This is a genomic window from Corynebacterium gottingense (genome assembly GCF_003693265.1).
Taxonomy (GTDB): Bacteria; Actinomycetota; Actinomycetes; order Mycobacteriales; family Mycobacteriaceae; genus Corynebacterium; species Corynebacterium gottingense.
Genome location: NZ_RDRE01000007.1, coordinates 102,181 through 120,974 on the forward strand (window position 1 = coordinate 102,181; position 18,794 = coordinate 120,974).

The 18,794-nt window shown below is 66.5% G+C and carries 18 protein-coding genes; 7 read left to right on the forward strand and 11 right to left on the reverse strand.

What is annotated here, in order from left to right:
* Positions 1-8 precede the first annotated feature (8 nt).
* The 10 genes from EAW56_RS06185 to rho form a co-directional block, all read right to left on the reverse strand.
* Positions 9-842: a F0F1 ATP synthase subunit delta gene (locus EAW56_RS06185; RefSeq protein WP_095276012.1), complete on the reverse strand. Its 834-nt coding sequence runs from the start codon at positions 840-842 to the stop codon at positions 9-11.
* A 5-nt stretch (positions 843-847) separates the two neighbouring features.
* The gene (locus EAW56_RS06190; protein ID WP_095536947.1) at positions 848-1,420 is read right to left on the reverse strand and encodes a F0F1 ATP synthase subunit B; all 573 of its coding nucleotides are present in this window, start codon (positions 1,418-1,420) and stop codon (positions 848-850) included.
* Positions 1,421-1,474: 54 nt separating this feature from the next.
* The gene (locus EAW56_RS06195; protein ID WP_095276007.1) at positions 1,475-1,720 is read right to left on the reverse strand and encodes an ATP synthase F0 subunit C; all 246 of its coding nucleotides are present in this window, start codon (positions 1,718-1,720) and stop codon (positions 1,475-1,477) included.
* Positions 1,721-1,821: 101 nt separating this feature from the next.
* Positions 1,822-2,616, reverse strand: a complete 795-nt coding sequence (gene atpB / locus EAW56_RS06200; RefSeq protein WP_095276005.1) for a F0F1 ATP synthase subunit A — start codon at positions 2,614-2,616, stop codon at positions 1,822-1,824.
* Between the two features lie 440 nt (positions 2,617-3,056).
* Complete coding sequence (locus EAW56_RS06205) at positions 3,057-3,524, reverse strand: Cg1360 family ATP-synthase-associated protein (protein ID WP_369825011.1); 468 nt, start codon at positions 3,522-3,524, stop codon at positions 3,057-3,059.
* An 8-nt stretch (positions 3,525-3,532) separates the two neighbouring features.
* Positions 3,533-4,735, reverse strand: a complete 1,203-nt coding sequence (locus EAW56_RS06210) for a glycosyltransferase family 4 protein (protein WP_095553092.1) — start codon at positions 4,733-4,735, stop codon at positions 3,533-3,535.
* Positions 4,736-5,395, reverse strand: a complete 660-nt coding sequence (locus EAW56_RS06215) for an L-threonylcarbamoyladenylate synthase (protein WP_095275998.1) — start codon at positions 5,393-5,395, stop codon at positions 4,736-4,738.
* A gap of 24 nt (positions 5,396-5,419) precedes the next feature.
* Positions 5,420-6,250 (reverse strand): peptide chain release factor N(5)-glutamine methyltransferase, encoded by an 831-nt coding sequence (prmC, locus tag EAW56_RS06220; RefSeq protein WP_122085696.1) that lies wholly within the window; start codon positions 6,248-6,250, stop codon positions 5,420-5,422.
* Between the two features lie 10 nt (positions 6,251-6,260).
* Positions 6,261-7,334, reverse strand: coding sequence for a peptide chain release factor 1 (gene prfA, locus EAW56_RS06225; protein ID WP_095553094.1), 1,074 nt, complete (start codon positions 7,332-7,334; stop codon positions 6,261-6,263).
* The gene (rho, locus tag EAW56_RS06230) at positions 7,334-9,154 is read right to left on the reverse strand and encodes a transcription termination factor Rho (RefSeq protein WP_122085698.1); all 1,821 of its coding nucleotides are present in this window, start codon (positions 9,152-9,154) and stop codon (positions 7,334-7,336) included. The genes prfA and rho overlap by 1 nt, the downstream gene beginning before the upstream one ends.
* A 393-nt stretch (positions 9,155-9,547) precedes the next feature.
* Between rho and EAW56_RS06235 the strand changes: the two genes are divergently transcribed.
* The 5 genes from EAW56_RS06235 to mobA are packed head-to-tail and all read left to right on the forward strand — an operon-like array spanning position 9,548 to position 14,720.
* Complete coding sequence (locus EAW56_RS06235) at positions 9,548-11,320, forward strand: long-chain fatty-acid--CoA ligase (RefSeq protein WP_122085699.1); 1,773 nt, start codon at positions 9,548-9,550, stop codon at positions 11,318-11,320.
* Positions 11,317-12,345, forward strand: coding sequence for a GTP 3',8-cyclase MoaA (gene moaA, locus EAW56_RS06240; RefSeq protein WP_095546162.1), 1,029 nt, complete (start codon positions 11,317-11,319; stop codon positions 12,343-12,345). Before EAW56_RS06235 ends, moaA begins: the two co-directional genes overlap by 4 nt.
* A gap of 3 nt (positions 12,346-12,348) precedes the next feature.
* Positions 12,349-13,611, forward strand: a complete 1,263-nt coding sequence (locus EAW56_RS06245) for a molybdopterin molybdotransferase MoeA (RefSeq protein ID WP_122085701.1) — start codon at positions 12,349-12,351, stop codon at positions 13,609-13,611.
* Positions 13,612-13,619: 8 nt separating this feature from the next.
* Entirely contained in the window at positions 13,620-14,117 is a 498-nt protein-coding gene (gene moaC / locus EAW56_RS06250; protein WP_095536955.1) for a cyclic pyranopterin monophosphate synthase MoaC, read from the forward strand.
* 3 nt (positions 14,118-14,120) lie between these two features.
* Positions 14,121-14,720, forward strand: a complete 600-nt coding sequence (gene mobA, locus EAW56_RS06255) for a molybdenum cofactor guanylyltransferase (RefSeq protein WP_255407222.1) — start codon at positions 14,121-14,123, stop codon at positions 14,718-14,720.
* Here mobA and EAW56_RS06260 read toward each other — a convergent pair.
* A complete protein-coding gene (locus tag EAW56_RS06260; protein ID WP_095548248.1) occupies positions 14,684-15,970 on the reverse strand; it encodes an HNH endonuclease signature motif containing protein in 1,287 nt (428 codons plus the stop codon). The genes mobA and EAW56_RS06260 overlap by 37 nt on opposite strands.
* Before the next feature lie 297 nt (positions 15,971-16,267).
* Here EAW56_RS06260 and modA point away from each other — a divergent pair, with 297 nt between their 5' ends.
* A complete protein-coding gene (gene modA, locus EAW56_RS06265; protein ID WP_244213369.1) occupies positions 16,268-17,011 on the forward strand; it encodes a molybdate ABC transporter substrate-binding protein in 744 nt (247 codons plus the stop codon).
* Positions 17,008-18,792, forward strand: coding sequence for an ATP-binding cassette domain-containing protein (locus tag EAW56_RS06270; RefSeq protein WP_244213370.1), 1,785 nt, complete (start codon positions 17,008-17,010; stop codon positions 18,790-18,792). The genes modA and EAW56_RS06270 overlap by 4 nt, the downstream gene beginning before the upstream one ends.
* The last annotated feature ends 2 nt before the right edge of the window (positions 18,793-18,794 follow it).

The following is an 18,794-nucleotide window of genomic DNA, read 5'->3' on the forward strand; positions in this document are numbered from 1 at the left end:
TCTTCGTTCTAAAGGGCCGCGTTGGCAGCGACGTCGGTGCGCAGGCGCGTGAGCTTGCCACGCGTCGAACCATCAATCACTTCGTCACCAACGCGGATAACCACACCACCGAGGAGGCTGGGGTCAACCTCGGAGTGGATGGCCATCTCGCGGCCGTAAATCTTCTCAAGCTTCTGCGCCAGGACGCCGCGCTGGGAGTCGGACAACTCCTCCGCGGTGGCGACACGTGCCACGGTCTTGCCACGCATACCGGCAAACTCGGAGGACAGCTCCACCAAGTCATCTACCGGGTTGTGGCGCGGGCGACCGATGACCTGCAAAGCCAAAGCCTCGGTGAACATCGTCACCTTGCCGTAAATCACGTTTGCCAGCAGTCCTCGCTTCTTCTCGGAGGCCGCCGTGCGGTCGGACAACAGCTGGGTCAGATCCTTTTCGCGCTCCAGCACGTTGGCGAGCTGGTACAGCTCAGTTTCAACCTGCTCGAGCTTGCCGTCTTTCTCGGCCCCGCGCGCGATTGCGCGGCGGCCGAGGTTGACCAGCCCGGTGCGGAACTCGCGGGGCGTGGACCACTCCTGCTCGGCTGCTGCCAGCAGGACCTCAAGCGTCGGATCTGCGACCTTGGCGCTAAACACGTCGCGCATAATGCCGGTGCGCTGGGAGCTCTCCACCGAGTTATCAGCAACGGCGATGCGCAGTGCGCGCTCGCCGTCCAGCTGGTTCACGATGAGGAAGAGCTCAGCACCGACGTTCATCGCCACGGCGACGGCATTGTCGGAATTCTGGATCAGCTGATCAAGCTTCTCCGAGACCTTTGCTTGTGCTTCGCGACTCGCTGCCTTCATCTCGCCTACTTTCTCGTCGAGACGTTGTCGAGCTCAGAGAGGAAGGAGTCGATCGTGTTCGAGCGGCGGGTGGAGTCCGACAGCTCGGTGCCAAGCAGACGCTCGGCGAGGTTGATCGAGTTCTGGCCCAAATCGTTGCGCAGCTCTGCGACGACCTGCTCACGGGATGCCAGAAGCTGCTTCTCTCCAGCTTCCACAATGCGCTTGGACTCTGCCTCCGCGCGCTCGCGGGACTCCGCCTCGATCTCCTTACCCTTGGTGCGGGCAGCTTCGCGGATCGCGGCGGCCTCGGCGCGTGCCTCAGCAAGCTCAGCATTGTTCTTTTCCAGGGCAGCCGATGCTTCAGCCTGGGCAGCCTGAGCGCGCTCAATGCCACCCTTGATTTGGTCTTCGCGCTCCGCCAGCACTTCCCGGAACTTCGGAAGCACGTACTTCCAGAAGAGGAGGAAGATGATGATGAAGACGACAAGCGACCAAACCACGTCGTACGGGGCAGGCAGAAGCACGGAGGGCTCCGAAGTCATCGGAATCTCCTCGGTCCCTTCTGCCGCCACGAGAAATTCGTTGACGTTAGTCATTGGTTGCTCCTGTTCTAGAAATGAAATCTGTTCGCTAGGTGGTGCGAGCTTTTCTTAGAACAGGAAGCCGGCAACGAGGCCGATGAGGGCAAGGGCCTCAACGAAGGCGATACCCAGGAACATGGTGGTACGCAGCTGACCAGCCATCTCGGGCTGGCGAGCCATGCCCTCAACGGTCTTGCCAACCAGCATGCCGATACCGATGCCGGGGCCGATGGTGGCGATGCCGTAGCCGATGGACTGGAGGCCGTCGAACGCGGTGACAGACTCGTTTGCCTGGGCGAGGATGATGTCGTTCATGTGAAAGTCGTTCCCTTTCTAGGTGCTCCCCCGCTCCTAGTGCGGGAGGGCGAGTGACAATGTGGAGGGGTTATTCAGTTTGACCGGTTGGTCGCGCTTTGTTAGTGCGCATCCGCATGCAGCGATAGTTCGATGTACACCGCCGTCAGCAGGGCAAAAATGTATGCCTGCAGGAAAATAACGATGAGCTCGTAGAGCGTGAACAGAATCGCAGCAATGATGGTCAGGCCACTGAATGCGGTCCACCCGTTGAGCTGCCAGAAGAAGAAGTTCGTAGCAGAGTACAGCAGGACCAAAATGATGTGGCCGGCCAGGAAGTTCGCCATCAGACGAATTGCCAGGGTGACCGGACGCAGGATGAAGGTTGAGAAGATCTCAATCGGCACCACGAGGAAGTGGAGGAAGAAAGGCAGTCCAGGAATGACGGTGGAGTGCTTGAAAAACGCCACACCGTAGCGCTGGACGCCCGCGTAGATCATCGCGATGTAGGCAACAACCGCCAGCACGGCCGGCATGCCGATACGTGCGTTAGGTGAGATGTTGAGGAACGGAATGATCGTCGCGGCATTCATGAACAGCACGGTGAAGAAGATGGTGGCAATGACCGGCAGGAACCGGTTTCCATCCTTCTTCCCCAACGTATCTTCTGCAATGTTGACGCGGACGAAGTCCACGCCCATCTCTGCGAAGTTTTGCAGCCCCTTAGGAACCAGCTTCGGCTTCCTAAAGGCAATAACAAAGAGGACCACAAGGATTGCCGCGACAAGAAGTCGGACAAGCATAATGCGGTCGAGCGCGAACCATCCATTGGCAAAGTCTTCACCAATGAACTGGTCGTACGTGTGCCCCGGGAAAATTTCTGGACCAAGTTCGGGTGCGTGGAATGAACCCTTCATGGCCAAAGTTGTAACGCTCAGCGTTCTCTCCCGTTCTCGGGCCGCATCCTCAAAGAATGCGGTGCGATGGACGTCTTCATCAAGGCTGTCTCCCGCGGCGGACTCCGTCGCACATCTGCTTCCGCGGGGACAGGGGAGTCTCTTCAGGCAGCGAGACCCAGCGGCGCTGGGCAGTCCCCTGCCTCAAGTAAGCCCAGCGGATACTTTAACAGGTCGTCATGAGTTTCCTGGACTTTGGGGGGACTCGGACACTATGCACCCTCAACCTGGGAAGTTTGCGCCCAACTTTGACTCAACAGCCTGCAGATTTGCCCTCCTGTAACATCAGTCACACACACGCGAAAAGGGGTGGAATTTTCCCCTTCTTTGGCCAAGGCGTGGGCCTGGCTACCCCCGGTTGCGCACCTCCGGGGGCAGGCCGGATCGGGGATAGCTCGGGGCTAGCTCAGGTACGACGTCCTCGTCGTAATAACGCCCCACGCCTCGGCGGCCAGCGCGACGACGAGCGCCGCGAGCGTGGTGACACCGAACGCCGTCGAATCATAAAAGTTGAAGTTACGCAACCAGACGAAGAGTAAAATCAAGACCACCATCTTGACCAGCCACCCGCCGAGGACGACCGCCATCGTGGTGCTGGGCGAGGATTCGGAGGTCACCAGGACGGTGACCGCGGTAGCCAGCACGAACCCACCGCCAATGGCCACGCCCAAGAGCACGGCCCAGATCCCGGGGAGATCGCGCGTGGCGCCCCATGCCATCAGGCTGATCAACGTGAGCGCGACGAGCGCTCCCCCGGCAACCTTGAGGGCTCGGATGATTGGCCGACGCTGGTCCGTGTATTCGGAAGCGTCGCGGACGTTAAGGTCGCGGGGCTGGGATTCCGGATTCGGGCTGGAAGTAGTCACGATGGGTAAGTTTACCTACGCGCGTGCTCGATCTCCCCGCGCCCTCTCCCCTCGCCGGACCCCAGCGGGGCCTCGACCGGTTTCGGCCCAATCTTTCCGGCCATCAACGGGACGAGAGTGAGCAGAAAGGCGCCGAGCAAGAGTACAGCGGTGAACACCGCTGCCACCCGCACCGGGACGATCGAGAAGCTCACCGCGCCAAACGCCACTGCGGCCACCCAAAAGTACAGCACAAGCACGGTGCGTCGGTGCGTATGACCCAAGCGCAACAGCCTGTGGTGGATGTGCCCGGCGTCCGCAGCAAAGGGGCTTTGCCCCCTCGCGGTGCGTCGAATCACCGCCCAAACCAGGTCCACCACCGGAAGCGCAATCGCAGCAGCGACCACGATGATCGGACTGATCAACGCCACCAGGTCTGCGGTCCCGTACAGCGACATGTTGATTTTGCCCGACGCCGAGATCGACGCCGCAGCCAGCAACAATCCGATCAGCATCGCGCCCGAGTCGCCCATAAAGATGCGCGCCGGCTCAAAGTTGTGCGGAAGGAAACCCGCGCAGATGCCCACGAGCGCCGCGCAGATGATCGCAGGCGGATACGCGGACACGGCGCCGCCCTGCTCGTGCAGGACGGTGAGCGAAAACACCAGGATCGCTGCGCCGGCGATGACGCCGATCCCCGCGGCGAGCCCGTCGATGCCGTCAACGAAGTTCACGGCGTTGACCAGCAGCACCGTAAACACGGCAGCGATCACCATCCCCTGCATCTGGTCCAGAATCAGCGTGGTGCCCTCACCGAAGGGCACGTAGAACACGGTGAACGCGATGCCCATCAGGCACATAATGATGGCGGCCAAGAACTGCCCCAGCAGCTTCGTCATCGCGCCGAGCTCGTAGAGGTCGTCCACGATACCCACGATGACGATCGCAAACGCGCCCGCCAGCACCGCCGTCATCTCCGGGGTGATCGGCGCAAACCCGCGGGTCAGCGCGGGAAGCTGCTGTGCGAGGAACACGGCGCAAACGAAGCCGGTGAACATAGCAAGCCCGCCCACGGACGGCGTCGGCTGCGTGTGCACGTCTCGTTTGCGGACCTCCGCGACACGCCCGGTGCGCACGAGCAATGAGCGCACCGGGCCGGTGGCTAGGTACGTGATTGCGGCGGCTACGAGCAGGACGAGGCCGAGCTCGCGCAGCGGGACGCCAGCTCCCGTCATCTACTTCCTCCGCAAGCTCTCCGGGTCAAGGTTCAGGACTTCACCGAGCCGCTCGGCGCTGATCGCTGCCTCGCGCAAGATCTGCGGGTGGCGGCCGGAAATGTCGATGATCGTGGAAGGCTCTCCCACCTGCGCGTCGCCACCGTCGAGGTACACGCCGATCGCGTCGCCAAACTGCTGCTTCGCGTTCGCTGCGTTGAGCGCCGGCGGATTACCAGAGATGTTGGCGGACGACACCGCCATCGGCCCCGTCCGCTGCAGCAGCTCCAGCGCGAGCGGCTGGTTGGGCATGCGCAGCAGCACGGTGCCGCGCGTATCGCCCAGGTTCCACGGCAGGCTCGGCGCCTCCGGGACGACGATGGAGAGCCCGCCCGGCCAAAAGGCCTCGACCAGCGTCTTCGCCGTGTCGGAGAACTCCCGCACAAGCCCCTGAATGGTGGTCCAGGAACCGACGAGCACCGGCACCGGCATGTCCGGCCCGCGGCGCTTGGTGGCCAGGAGGCTCGCCACGGCGTCGTTATTAAAGGCGTCAGCGCCGATCCCGTAGACCGTGTCCGTGGGCAGCACGACGCAGCGACCCGCCTGCACCTGTTCGACCGCAGCGGTCAGCCCCGCCTCGCGCCCGCTCGGCTCGAGGCAGTTGTAGATCATGCTCCCCATATCGCTCCTTCGGTTCCGTTTCGGCTACAGCTTACTCGCGCACACAAACCGGTTCCGCCCGGCCAGGTCGCGCAGTACCGTCGGCGGACCGAAGCCGCCGCAAGCCTCAATCACGGAGCAGGTGCTTGTCGACGTCACGTCATCATGCTCCACGCCCAACCATCCCCCGGGACGCAGCAGGCGCTGGGCCACCGGCACGAGCCCGCGGATCGCGTCCATGCCGTCGGCGCCGGAGAAGACGGCCTCGGGCGGATCGCGGTATACTTCCGGCTCGAGGTCCGGGGTGTCCGGGACGTACGGCGGGTTGGCCACCACGAGATCCACCGCGCCGTCGAGGTCGCGGAGGAGCTGGGGGTCGGTCATGGAGGCGTCGACAAGCGTGATGCGCACCCCGTGCGAGGCGGCGTTGCGCGCCGCGTACTCACGCGCGGTGGCGGAGAGCTCGACGGCGTACACGCGCGCTTCGGGGATATGGCTGGCAACGTAGATAGCCAGCGCCCCCGAGCCGGTGCCCATGTCCACCACGGTGGGTGCCGGCGTGCCGGCGAGGGTGCACACGGCCCAATCGGCCAGGACTTCCGTCTCCGGGCGCGGGATGAACACGCCCGGGCCGACGGCGAGGTCGAGCGGCCCGAAGGGGGCCGTGCCCGTGATGTGCTGGAGCGGCTCGCGCTGCGCACGACGCTTAACGACGCCAGCGAAACGCTCAGCAAACGTCTCGTCCACCTCCGCAAACGTCACCGCCATCGGGCTCATGCCCAGCACGTGGGCGGCGAGCAGGCGGGCGTCGCCGTCCGGGGTGGGGACGCCGGCGTCGGCGAGGATCGAGGTGGCGTCGAGAAGCTGCTCCCGCATTGCGGCGCGCCTACTCGGCTTCAAGTCGCTCCTGGCGCTCGTGGGTCTGCAGCGCGGTGATCAGGTCCTCCATGTTGCCGTCGAGGACCGAATCCAGGTTGTTCGCCTTGAAGTTGATGCGGTGATCCGAGATGCGGTTCTCCGGCCAGTTGTAGGTGCGGATGCGCTCCGAGCGGTCCATCGTGCGGACCTGGGAGGCGCGGCCTTCGGCCTCGGCGGCCTCGGCCTTCTCGCGCTCCAGCTGGTCCAAGCGGGCCTGCAGGACCTGCATCGCGCGGGCGCGGTTCTGGATCTGGGAGCGCTCGTTCTGGCAGGTCACCACGATGTTGGTGGGCAGGTGCGTGATGCGCACCGCGGAGTCCGTGGTGTTCACGCCCTGGCCACCCTTACCGGAGGAGCGGTAGACGTCGACGCGGATGTCCTTCTCGTCGATGTGGACGGACTCGACCTCGTCGGCCTCCGGGAAGACGTAGACGCCTGCCGCGGAGGTCTGGATGCGGCCCTGGGACTCGGTGACGGGCACGCGCTGCACGCGGTGGACGCCGCCCTCGAACTTCAGCTTGGACCAGGCGCCGTCGCGCGACGGGTTCTTCGCCTTGACGGACACCGTCATGTCCTTGATGCCGCCGAGGTCGGTCTCCGCGGCGTCGAGGACGTCCCACTTCAGGCCGTTCTTCTCGCAGTATTTCTGGTACATGCGCGCCAGGTCGCCCGCGAACAGGGCGGCCTCTTCGCCGCCCGCACCGGCTTTGAGCTCCATGATGACGTCGTCGCCATCGTGCTCGTCTCGCGGGGCGAGGAGGTCTGCGAGCTCCTCCTCCAGGCGGACGATCTCGCCCTCGAGGCGCTCCGCCTCCTCCGCGAACTCCTTGTCCTCGCTAGCCATCTCGGCTGCCGCCTCGTGGTCGTCCTTGGCCTGCTGGAGCGCGTCGTTCGCTTTGATGATCGGCTGCAACTCGGCGTAGCGCTTGGACAGCTTGCGGAACAGGTTCTGGTCCGAGGTCACCTCCGGGTCACTCATCTGGGCCTGGATGCCCTGGTACTCGGAGACGTAGTCGTCTACAAGTGAGACTTCATTCGCCATTACTTGTACTCCTCTTCGTCTTTGTCCGCGACCATGGGAGCGGAGTTGGCCACGCCCATGAGGAACTCGCCGTTCGACTTCGTCTTCTTCAGCTGCTTAATCAGCATATCGATGGACTGCTGCGGATCCAGCGCCGAAAGGATGCGGCGCAGCTTGTGCATAATGCGCGTCTCCTCCGGGCTCATGAGCAGATCGTCCTTGCGCGTACCGGACGGGTTGACGTCCACCGCTGGGAACACGCGGCGCTCCGCGATCTTCCGGTCCAGCTTGAGCTCCGCGTTACCGGTGCCCTTGAACTCCTCGAAGATGACGGTGTCGCCGGCGGAACCGGTCTCCACCATGGCGGTCGCGATGATGGTCAGCGAGCCGCCCTCCTCAATGTTTCGGGCTGCGCCCAGGAAGCGCTTCGGCGGGTACAGGGCGTTGGAGTCCACACCACCGGAAAGGATGCGGCCCGACGCCGGCGAGGAGTTGTTGTACGCGCGGCCCAGGCGGGTGATGGAGTCGAGCAGCACGACGACGTCCTGGCCCATCTCCACTAGACGCTTCGCACGCTCGATGGCGAGCTCCGCGACGGCAGTGTGCTCTGACGGCGGGCGATCGAAGGTCGACGCGATGACCTCGCCCTTCACGCTGCGCTGCATGTCCGTGACCTCTTCCGGGCGCTCGTCGACGAGAACGACCATGAGGTAGCACTCCGGGTTGTTGGTGGCGATCGCATTGGCGATGTTCTGCAGGATCGTCGTCTTACCAGCCTTCGGCGGGGAGACGATCAGCGCGCGCTGCCCCTTACCAATCGGCATGACCAGGTCGATCACGCGGGTGGTGAGGATCTTCGGCTCGGTCTCCAGGCGGAGGCGCTTGTTCGGGTACAGCGGGGTGAGCTTGTGGAACTCGGCGCGCTGCTTCGCCTCCTCCGTGGTCATCCCGTTGACGGAGTCGACGCGGACGAGCTGGTTGTAGCGCTGGCGGTTGCGGCCGTTGCCGTGGGAATGGCTTTGCCCGTTCTGGCGAACCTGGCCGATCACGGCGTCGCCCGCGCGCAGGCCGTTCTGGCGCACCAGCTTCTGGTTCACGTACACGTCAGCGCTGTTCTTGCGGTAACCGGTGGTGCGGACAAACGCGGCGTTGTTGTCCACGATGTCCACGATGCCGGCAACTTCCTGCAGCTCCTCCGGGTCGAACTGCTGGTTGTTGTCGTTCTGATTGTGCTGGTTGTCGCGGTTGTCCCGGTTTCGGTTCCGGTTGCGGCGGTTCCGGCGGCCGCGGCGTCCGCCACCGCCCTGGTTGCCGTCGTCGTTGTTGTTGCTATTGTTTCGGCCGCCGCGATTGTTGTGCTTGCCGCCGCGACCGTTGTTGTCGTTGTTGTTGTCGTGATCGTTGTTGTCACGCTTCTCATCGCGCTTGTCGTCGCGATTGTTGTTGTCGTCCTGGTCCTGGCGTGCGCGGTTGCGGCGCGCCCGACGCGCGGCCGAGCGCGATTCGTACTTCTGCCCCTCGCTCTCAGCCTGCTCGCCCTGCTGCGGCTGTTCCGCTTGCGCGTCCTGCGCTGCGTGCTCACCGTCCGCGGGACCAGCGGAGCGTCGAGAAGCGCGGCGGTGATGCCCTTCGTTGGTGTGTTCCTCGGCTGCTGCCTCGGCCGCCGCGGCGCGTGCCTTGCGCGGAACCTCCCCGGTCACAATCGCCTGGATCAGGTCGCCCTTCCGCAAACCGGAGACGCCCTTCAGGCCCTTTTCCGCCGCCATCTTGCGCAGCTCGGGGATCTTGAGTGCGGAAAGATCGGCGTTGCCGCCTGCTGCCGCGTTACCCGTGTCGGTCACGAATGTCCTTTCGTCGCTTGACCAGTTGTGGTGTCCCCCGCCAAGGAGCCGGCGGGCGCTCCGGAAGCGATCGCGTTTCCGTGCGCAATATGTGGGACGTTCATCGCCTAAACCGGCGTGTCAATCTCTATGCGGCACTTGCTCACCGCGAGTGTTCCCCTCAAAGGCCTCGAGGTCGTGGTGGCCAAGGCATCACTGGCCTCGCACCATTCGTACGCCGCCTGCGTGCGCGACGCGACGAGTGCGGAGGGTTGGTGGGAACTACCTGGAACCCCGACTGCGCGTCAAGCGCCCAGGCACTATGTCGAACCCGCGAACAGTGTAGCGCATGACGCAACACGTGTACTTCCTACCCTTGTTTTCCGGCGAGTCGGACTGGCTAGACTAGACCGCATGCTTTCAACGATGCAGGAAGTGCCGTTCTCAGTCGCGCAGATTTTGCACTACGGGCAGCACACCCACGGGTCCACCAAGTGCACCACCTGGCGCGCGACCGGCGCAGAGGAATGCACGTTTGCGGACATTGGCGCGCGCGCCGGGGCGTTCGCCAACGCACTGCACGATGACCTGGGGATCGACGGCGACCAGCGCGTGGCCACCTTCATGTACAACTGCGCCGAGCACCTCGAGGTGATGTTCGCCGTCGCCGCGAAGGGCGCGGTCTTCACGCCGCTGAATATCCAGCTCATGGAGGACCAGATCGCCTACATTGTCAACCACTCCGAGGCGAAGGTCGTGGTCGCCGACCCGCGCCTCGCGCCCAAACTCGGCCGCCTGCTCGCACACTGCCCGCTGGTAGAGACGGTCGTGTTCACCGGCCTCTACCCCATCGCGGAACCCTCGGAGGAGATTCCGGAGGGAGTTCGCACGGCGAGCTATGAGCAGCTTCTCGACGGCCGCAGCACCGTCTTCCCCTGGCCCACCCTCCCCGAAAACACGGCCGCCGCCCTGGTGTACTCCACCGCGACGACCGGCGCGCCGAAGGGCGTGGCGTACTCGCACCGCTCGCTGTGGCTCGAGGCGACAAGCCTGCGCGCCATGGACTCGCTCGCCGTGACCCATGGCGAATCATTCCTCTGCTGCATCCCCATCTACCACGTGCTGAGCTGGGGTGTGCCCTTCGCCGCGTTCCTCGCCGGCGCGCCCCTGGTCCTGCCCGACTCGGACATGTCCGCGCCGACGCTGGCCAAGCTCATCGCCACCACGCACCCGCGCGTCGCCCACGGCGTGCCGACACTCTGGATCCAGCTGATGGTCCACTACCTGCACAATCCCCCGGAGCGCATGAGCCTGCAGGAGCTCTACGTCGGCGGCTCCCCCGCCCCGCCCGCGCTGATCAAGATGTGGGAGGAGCGCTACGGCGTCGACGTTGTCCACGTGTGGGGCATGACCGAAACGTCCACGGTGGGCACGGTTGCACGCCCGCCGTCGGGCGCGTCCGGCGAGGCTCGCTGGGCGTACCGCATCTCCCAGGGCCGGTTCTCGCCGTCACTGGAGTACCGGGTGGTCAACGACGGCCAGATCATGGCCTCGACGGACCTGACCCAGGGCGAGATCCAGGTCCGCGGCAACCTCGTGGCCAAGGGCTACTACCACTCCCCGACCCAGGAGCCCGGAAAAATCGCCTCCGAGTTCCGCGGGGAGCAGATTACCGACGCCCGCAAGCACTTCACCGCCGACGGCTGGCTCCGCACCGGTGACGTTGGCACCGTGACCAACGATGGGTTCATGACGCTCTACGACCGCGCCCGCGACGTCATCCGCTCCGGCGGCGAGTGGATTTATTCCGCACAGGTGGAAAATCTCATCATGGAGTCCGACGTCGTCGTCGAGTGCGCCGTCATCGGCATCCCCGACAAGAAGTGGGGCGAGCGCCCGCTCGCGGTGACGAAGCTGCTCAAAGGCATCGAGGCGTCCCCCGCCACCGCCGAGCGACTGCGCGCCGGGCTGGAATCGGTGCTACCCAAGTGGATGACGCCGGAATACTGGACGTTTGTGGATTCCATCGACAAAACCTCCGTGGGAAAGTTTGACAAGAAAGATCTGCGCAAGCACCTCGCCCGCGACGAGTTCGACATCATCGCGCTGCCCGGCCCCGGCAACCGGTCGCACGGCAACCCGTCGACGGCGGAGGTGGAGGCCGCGCACGAAGAGGAGCGAAAGTGACAGGAGCCCGCACGCTTGATGACCGCTACGGACGCACCGCCCGAGACCTCCGTGTCAGCCTGACCGACCGCTGCAACCTGCGCTGCACGTACTGCATGCCGGCAGACGGCCTCGAGTGGATGCCCACCGAGCAAGCACTCACGGACGAGGAAACCATCCGCCTCATCCGTCTCGCCGTCGAGTCGCTGGGCATCCGCCAGGTCCGCTTCACCGGTGGCGAGCCGCTCCTGCGCAAGTCGCTCGAGCAGATTGTCGCCGCGACGAAGCGCATGCGTATCGACGCCACGCCCACCCCTCCCACCACCGCCCTCACCACCAACGCGCTCGGCCTGGCGCGCCGCGCCTCCGCGCTCGCCGATGCGGGGCTGGACCGCATCAACGTGTCCCTAGACACCACGAGCCCGGACCTGTTCACGCGCCTGACGCGCCGCGACCGCATCCACGACGTTTTCGCGGGCATCGACGCCGCCCTCGCCGCCGGCCTGACCCCCGTCAAGGTCAACGCGGTGGTCATGCCGGGGGTGAACGAGGACGGGATCCTCGACCTCGTCGACTTCGCCCTGGACAAGGGACTCCAGCTGCGCTTCATCGAGCAGATGCCACTGGGGCCGCGGGAAAACTGGCGACGCAGCGACATGGTGACGGCCACCGACATCCTCGCCCGGGTCGAGGAACGCTACGCGCTCTCGCCCGCCGAATCACCGCGCGGCTCGGCACCCGCCGCCCTGTGGAACATCACGGACGGCACCCGCTCGGGCACCCTGGGGGTCATCGCATCGGTGACGCACCCGTTCTGTGGTGCCTGCGACCGCACGCGCCTCACCACAGATGGCGCGGTCCGCTCCTGCCTATTCTCTTCAACCGCGGACGAGGTGTCGCTGCGCGACCTCATGCGCGCAGGAGCCTCGGACGACGAACTTGCCGACGCCTGGGCCCAGGCCATGTGGCTGAAGAAGCCAGGTCACGGCATTGACGACGAAGGCTTCCTCCAGCCCGAACGCCTCATGAGCGAGATCGGCGGCTAACCCATGCGCGCCCACCACCCCGGAGAAGGCCAGGGCACACGGCCGAGCGTTACCGAACACCTCGAACGCGTGCTCTCGCTCGCCCACCCGCGCGTCGAACGCGACGTCCCGCTCGACGCCGCAGCCGGCCTCGTGCTCGCCTCCGACGTCAGCGCAGCGCTCGCCGTTCCCCCGTTTGACAACTCCGCCGTCGACGGGTTCGCCGTCCACGCGTCAGACCTCCCCGCCCCCGGCCCGTGGACGCTCCCGGTCGCGGGCGACGTCCCCGCCGGCTCGCCCGCACTCGCCTGCCCCGCGGGCCACGCCATCCGGGTCATGACGGGCGCCCCCGTCGACGGAGCCGACTCCGACCTGATTGTCGTCCCGGTCGAGCAGACCAGCATCCCCCGCGGCCCGCACCCGCTCCCGCAGCACGTGACCATCAACGAAGCCGACACCTCGCGCAGCCACATCCGGCGCGCCGGCGAGAACGTCCGCCCCGGCACGCGGATAGCCAGCCGCGGCACGCTTTGCGACGCCCCTACGCTCGCCGCGTGCGTCTCCACCGGCATTCGCACCGTCGACGTCTTCGCGGCGCCTCGCATCGCCGTCGTGTCCACGGGGAGCGAACTCGTGCCCTGGCCCGGCGCGGTCAGCGGCCCGCAGATCCCCGACTCGAACCTGCCAATGCTCGCAGAACTGGCCGCCGCAGCGACCGGGCACCGCGGGACCGTCCAGCGCTTCCACGCCAACGACGCCGCCACCGACGCCGCGGACCTCCTTGCCCGCGCCGCCGCATCCTCAGACCTGGTCATTACTTCCGGCGGCGTCAGCGCCGGAGCGTTCGATGTGGTCCGCGCGGTGGCGGAGGACGAGGCGAGCGGGTCGATGTGGTTCGGCCACGTTGCGCAACGCCCCGGCAGCCCACAGGGGGCCGGCACGTTCCGCGGCACCCCAATGGTGTGCCTGCCGGGCAATCCGGTTGCCGCCTACGTCTCGTTCGTCCTGTACGCCGCGCCGTTGATTGCAGCCCACGCCGGTCGCACTGACCGACTGCGTCTCGCCGAGCGTCCGCGGGTTGTGGCCGAGCGTGCACCCGGGTTCCCGTCGACATCGAGGCCGGACACGACGTTCGCGGTTCCCGTCCGGCTGCGGTACGACGGCGACCGGGCGGTGGCGGAGCCGTTTTCGGCGGCGACGAGCTCGAGTTTCGTGGCATCGTTGGCGGGTGTGGACGGGCTCGCTGTCGTCGATAAGCACTCTGGCCCAGTACACGTATATCTCTAAGGAGCATGATGGAATTCACCCACTTGAACGGCGCTGGCGAGGCCTACATGGTCGACGTCACGGAGAAGCGGCCGACCGTGCGCACGGCGACGGCGCAGGGCGAGGTCGCGTGCTCGCCCGAGGTGATGGCGGCGCTGGCGAACGGAACCGTGCCGAAGGGCGACGTGCTCGCGGTGGCGCGCGTCGCCGGGATCGCCGCTGCGAAGCGCGTGCCAGAGTTGCTGCCGCTGGCGCACACGATTGGCGTGCACGGCTGCGCGGTCGAGATTGCGCTGCGCGAGGACCACGTGTTTATCCAGGCGACGGTGCGCACTGCTGACCGTACCGGCGTGGAGATGGAGGCGCTCACAGCGGTGAACGTCGCCGCGCTGTCGATCGTGGACATGGTGAAGGGTGTGGACCGGTCCGCGTACATCCGCCGCTGCGGCATTACGGCGAAGTCGGGTGGGCGCTCCGGTGACTGGTCGCGCGAGCTGCCCACGCTGCGCGAGCAGCCGGAGGCGTAGCGCGTGTCGCTCGGCGTCATCGTCCTCGCTGGCGGCAGGTCCACGCGCATGGGCGCGGAGAAGGCGCAGGTCAAACTCGACGGCCAGCGGCTGGTCGACCACGTCATCGCCTCGTTGCCGGACGATGCGGACGTCGTGGTGGTGTCCCCATTCCCGCTGGGACTGCGCGGCGTCAGCCAGGTCGCAGAGGACCCGCCGTTCGGCGGCCCCGTCGCGGGGATTGCCGCGGGTCTGGGCGCGCTCGAAACCGACCTCGTCGGCGTGATCGCCGTGGACGCTCCCCGGTCCGGCGCGCTGCTGCCCTGCCTGGTGCGCACCCTCACCGACAAGGAGACCGACGTCGCTGCGGTCGAAGCCGAAGACGGCTACTTGCAGCCGTTGTGCGCCGTCTGGCACCGCGCAGCGCTGCTCCGGGCGCTCGAGCGCGCGGGGGCAAGCGGTGTCGCCGCAAAGCGGCTTTTCGACGCCCCCACGCAGGTGGCGCGCGTACCCGGCGACGGCCGCGAGCAGGACTACGACACCCCAGAGGAACTGGGCGCCCTCGGTGAGGTCGAACTCGGCCCCACTCATGCGTCCAACCAATCGTCGAAGCATTCGCCGTAATCTGGCAGCTCCGCCATGACGCGGGCATCGTCGTCGCGCAACGGGGTGCGTCGGTCCCGCGAGACCCAACGCGCGCCGTCGGGACCGACGAAGTGGATGTCGTCGCCCTGCCGCAGAATTCGTATTTCCCCGTCGGAGACCATGGAGTGGCACGAACTGCACAGCGGGAGGAGGTTGTCCAGGTCGGTCAGCCCACCGTTGGCCCAGTCGTCGATGTGGTGCGCCTCGATGAAGTGGTCATGCGTGCATCCAGGCATGGCGCATTGGCTTCCCCACATCGCGGAGAGCGCCTGCATCTGGGTTTTGCTCGCCAACCTGCGCTTTCTCCCGTAATTGAGTATCAGCCCGTGGGTGTCCGCGAGCACGCCGCGCGCCTCTGCGTTCGCCGCGATGTTTGCCAGCCTGAACGCCGGCACCGAAGTGTTGTTGGGCAAATATCCCCGCCCCTGGGTGTCCATCATGATGGTCACCTGCGCCGCCGGGGCGAGCTTGGTCGACCTGGCCATCCCCGAGCGGACCAGCTGCACCATCCCCATCAGCGACGCGAGCAGCAGCCGCTGCGGAGGCAGACCCGTCCCCGATTTCAGCAGGTCAGCCTGCGCGGCGTCCGGGAGGTCGGCGACCTTGTCCAGCGCCGCGTCCAGCTTGGCGTGGTCCAGCATGCCGTCCGCATCCAGGTAGTCGCGCATGTCGCTCATCCCGGCGTGGTACGCCAGCGCCCCTGCCTTCAGCGCCGCTTTGAACTGCGCTCCGTCGACAGCGCTCATCGTGCCCCAGATTCGAGTCTTCTCCCCATCCTCCCTCAGCTGCAGTCCATTGGCGGAGTGCGTGGATCCGCCCGAATCGTTCTCCATGCTGCCCGCCAGCGCCTGCTTGAGCCCGTGGTAACCCAGCTCAACCGCCTGCTCAACAAGCACCGCCTCGTTGTCCGGCGTGATGTACTTCAGGACAAGCCTGACCGTCGAATAATCAAGCTCCCCACCAGCAAACGCCTCACGAAGCAGCTCGTATGGGCGCAGCTTGCGGGCAACATCAGCGTATTCGTAGGCGCGGGACTTCTTCATCCTGCAGTAACGGATGAGCCACGCCGCGGTGCTGCGGCACCCGGTTTCGCCAGCGTAGTCTGCCTCATCAAACTGCCCTATCGCATCCAGCACCGCAGCGTGGCTCTGGCTCAGCGCGTGGCTCGCTTTCACTATCTCCGCCGAGAGCGCTTTGAGGCTCTTCGGCCGCTCCAAGGTGGTAGTCATTGTCCCGTCTCCAAATCATCGATCTCATGTTTGTGCGAACAGTAACACCCTCACCGAACAAGGAGTCCAAAATTTTCGAACATAGCAGGTAACGGCGCATACTCTGGCCGAACATTCTCCCCTTAAAACCCGCCACATTTACGCACACACATGCATTCGGTTTTCCGCCCGTGCGGAAAAATCGGCCCGCCAGAAATTCCGCCTGTGCGGAAAAACCGGCCCATCGCACCGCGCCGTTGCGCCCACCCCTGCGTGGTAGATTCTCTCCGTACAATTCGCCGCCACAAAGGAGCCGCCGTGCGCGCCGTTCACACCGCCATCGCCGCGACCGCGCTCGCATCCCTGCTCGCCTCGTGCGCAAGCGACCCCGTTCCCGGCGGCAGCGAGGCAGTGGTCGTCCTCGGCGCGGCGTCGACAAGAGTCCTCAACGACGAGATGCGCACGCTTATCGACGCCCCACTCACCTTCAACAACGCAGGCTCCTCCACCCTCGTGCAGCAGCTGCGCGACGGCGCACCCGGCGACGTGCTCATCACCGCCGACCAGAAAAACATGGACGACGCGGTGCGCGCGGGCGTGGCGCGCGACCCCGAGGTCGTGGCGACGAATTCGATGGTGCTCGTAGTTCCGAAGGGAAACCCGGCGGGCGTGCGCAGCGCCGATGACCTGGAGCGCGACGACGTGAACTTTGTCATGTGCGACGCCCAGGTCCCCTGCGGCGCGGTGTCGCAGCAGCTTCTCCGCGCCAACTCGCTCGACGTTCACCCCGTCTCGTTGGAGCACAACGTGGCAGACACGCTGGGCAAAGTGGTCTCGGGCGAAGCCGACGCCGCGTTCGTGTACCGCACCGACGCGGCTGCGGCGGGCGGCGACGTGGACACCGTCGACATTCCGCACGCCGCCGAGTTCCCGAACTCCCTGGTCGCGGGCGTCGTCACGAGCTCCGAGCACCCGGGCGAGGCCGGCGAACTGGTGCACCGACTCCACAGCCCGCAGGCGCGCGAGATGTGGGAGCAGTCCGGCTTCACACCGGCGGCATGATGCGCGCTCGACCGACCCCTACCCCGCCAGCCGTTTCGGCGCTGGCGGCGATCACGCTCGCGCTCATCGTCCTGCCCGTGTTTGCGCTCGGAGCGCGCGTGCCGTGGACCGACCTCGGCGCCGTGCTCCGGGCACCGGAAACGCACGAACTGCTGCGGGTAACGGTTGCGTCGGCCACGCTTGCCACGGTCATCGCGGTCGCGCTCGGCACGCCGCTGGCGCTGTGGCTCCAGCGGGTCCGCCGCGGGTCATCGCTGGCGCGGCTCCTCGTCCTCCTGCCACTGGCAATGCCGCCGGTGGTCGCGGGCCTTGCGCTCTCGGCGCTCATCGGCAGGCGAGGCCTCGCCGCCCCGCTCCTCGACGCGCTGCACTGGAAATTCGCCTTCGCCTTCCCCGGCGTTGTCGCCGCTCACGTGTACGTTGCCCTGCCCTTCGTGGTCATCACGCTCGATTCCGCGCTGCGCCAGCTGGGGCCGGAGGTGGCCGCTTCGGCGGAGGCGGTCGGGATCCCGCCGGGACGGATCGTTCGCCGGATTATCCTGCCCGCCATCGCCCCGGCTCTCGTCACCGCCGCTGGGCTCGCGTTCGCCCGCTCGCTGGGCGAGTTCGGCACCACCCTCACCTTTGCCGGCTCCATGCCTGGCACCACACGAACCATGCCGCTGGGGATCTACCTGGCGCGCGAGGTCGACCAGTCACTCGCCTACGGGCTTTCCGCCATTCTGGTGGGGTTCGCGGTCCTCGCGCTGGCGGCAACCGCCCTGCCAGCCGCGCTCGCGCAGTGGCGCGGCCGACACCGGCCCGCGGAACAACCGCGGGAAACCGGCACGATCGACGCCGCGAAACTCAGTCAGCTGACCCGCCCCGACGCGCGCGGCGAGGAAGTCCTTGTCGGGGCCACCCGCTTTCCCGCCAACGCAACAACGGCGCTCATCGGGCCGAATGGCGCGGGGAAGACGACGCTGGCCAGGGGCGTTGCAAAGCACCGGGGCGTCGTGCTGCTCACGCAGGACCCCGCACTGCCGCCGACCGCGACGCCGCGCACCGCGCTCGCTATGGTCACCCGCAGCGCCGAGCAGCTGCTGCGCGCGGCCGGGCTCGCATCGCTGGCAGACGTCCCCGTCCCCGCGCTGTCCGGCGGGCAGGCCGCCCAGGTCGCGCTGGTCCGCGCGCTCGCTGCCCGCCCCCGCGTGCTCATCCTCGACGAACCGCTCGCCGCCATTGACGCCGCCACCACCGCCCAGTGGCGCCGCCTGCTGCAGGCCACGGCCCGCGAACGCACCACGATCGTGGTCACGCACGATGCCATCGACGTCGCAACGCTTGCGGACTACGTCGCCGTCTTGCGCTGCGGCAGCGTCGTCAGCCTGCGCCCCGCCGCCGACGAGCTCGCCGCCCCCGCCACCGCATTTTCCGCACGCCTACTGGGCATGAACCTGCTTGCGGACCTCAGCCTGCTCGAGGGGCCACCGCTTCCCGACGCCACCGTGCCCCGCCCCCTCCGCGCTTCCTTCCCCCCGGACGCGCTCTCTGTGATTCGCACCCCACAGCCCGCGGGCTCCCACCTGCTCCGCGGGCGCGTCAGCGCGGTCGACCTGCTGCCAGGAGGCGGCGCCGCCGTCGAGCTGGCCGTGGGCGGGGACGCCGAGAACGCCGAGCACTACGTCTCGCTGCTCGTGGACCGCGACGCGGTGCTGCGCCAGGACCTCGCGCCCGGAACGCAGGTGACCTGCACGTTAGATGCCCGGAAGGTCAGGCTCATCCCGGCGGAACACGGGTGAAG

Excerpts from the sequence above, each read along its gene's own strand:
- EAW56_RS06185 (WP_095276012.1), bottom strand. The coding sequence starts at position 842 with ATGAAGGCAGCGAGTCGCGAAGCACAAGCAAAGGTCTCGGAGAAGCTT.
- EAW56_RS06190 (WP_095536947.1), bottom strand. The coding sequence starts at position 1,420 with ATGACTAACGTCAACGAATTTCTCGTGGCGGCAGAAGGGACCGAGGAG.
- EAW56_RS06195 (WP_095276007.1), bottom strand. The coding sequence starts at position 1,720 with ATGAACGACATCATCCTCGCCCAGGCAAACGAGTCTGTCACCGCGTTC.
- atpB (WP_095276005.1), bottom strand. The coding sequence starts at position 2,616 with ATGAAGGGTTCATTCCACGCACCCGAACTTGGTCCAGAAATTTTCCCG.
- EAW56_RS06210 (WP_095553092.1), bottom strand. The coding sequence starts at position 4,735 with ATGACGGGAGCTGGCGTCCCGCTGCGCGAGCTCGGCCTCGTCCTGCTC.
- EAW56_RS06215 (WP_095275998.1), bottom strand. The coding sequence starts at position 5,395 with ATGGGGAGCATGATCTACAACTGCCTCGAGCCGAGCGGGCGCGAGGCG.
- prmC (WP_122085696.1), bottom strand. The coding sequence starts at position 6,250 with ATGCGGGAGCAGCTTCTCGACGCCACCTCGATCCTCGCCGACGCCGGC.
- prfA (WP_095553094.1), bottom strand. The coding sequence starts at position 7,334 with ATGGCGAATGAAGTCTCACTTGTAGACGACTACGTCTCCGAGTACCAG.
- EAW56_RS06235 (WP_122085699.1), top strand. The coding sequence starts at position 9,548 with ATGCTTTCAACGATGCAGGAAGTGCCGTTCTCAGTCGCGCAGATTTTG.
- EAW56_RS06245 (WP_122085701.1), top strand. The coding sequence starts at position 12,349 with ATGCGCGCCCACCACCCCGGAGAAGGCCAGGGCACACGGCCGAGCGTT.
- moaC (WP_095536955.1), top strand. The coding sequence starts at position 13,620 with ATGGAATTCACCCACTTGAACGGCGCTGGCGAGGCCTACATGGTCGAC.
- EAW56_RS06260 (WP_095548248.1), bottom strand. The coding sequence starts at position 15,970 with ATGACTACCACCTTGGAGCGGCCGAAGAGCCTCAAAGCGCTCTCGGCG.
- EAW56_RS06270 (WP_244213370.1), top strand. The coding sequence starts at position 17,008 with ATGATGCGCGCTCGACCGACCCCTACCCCGCCAGCCGTTTCGGCGCTG.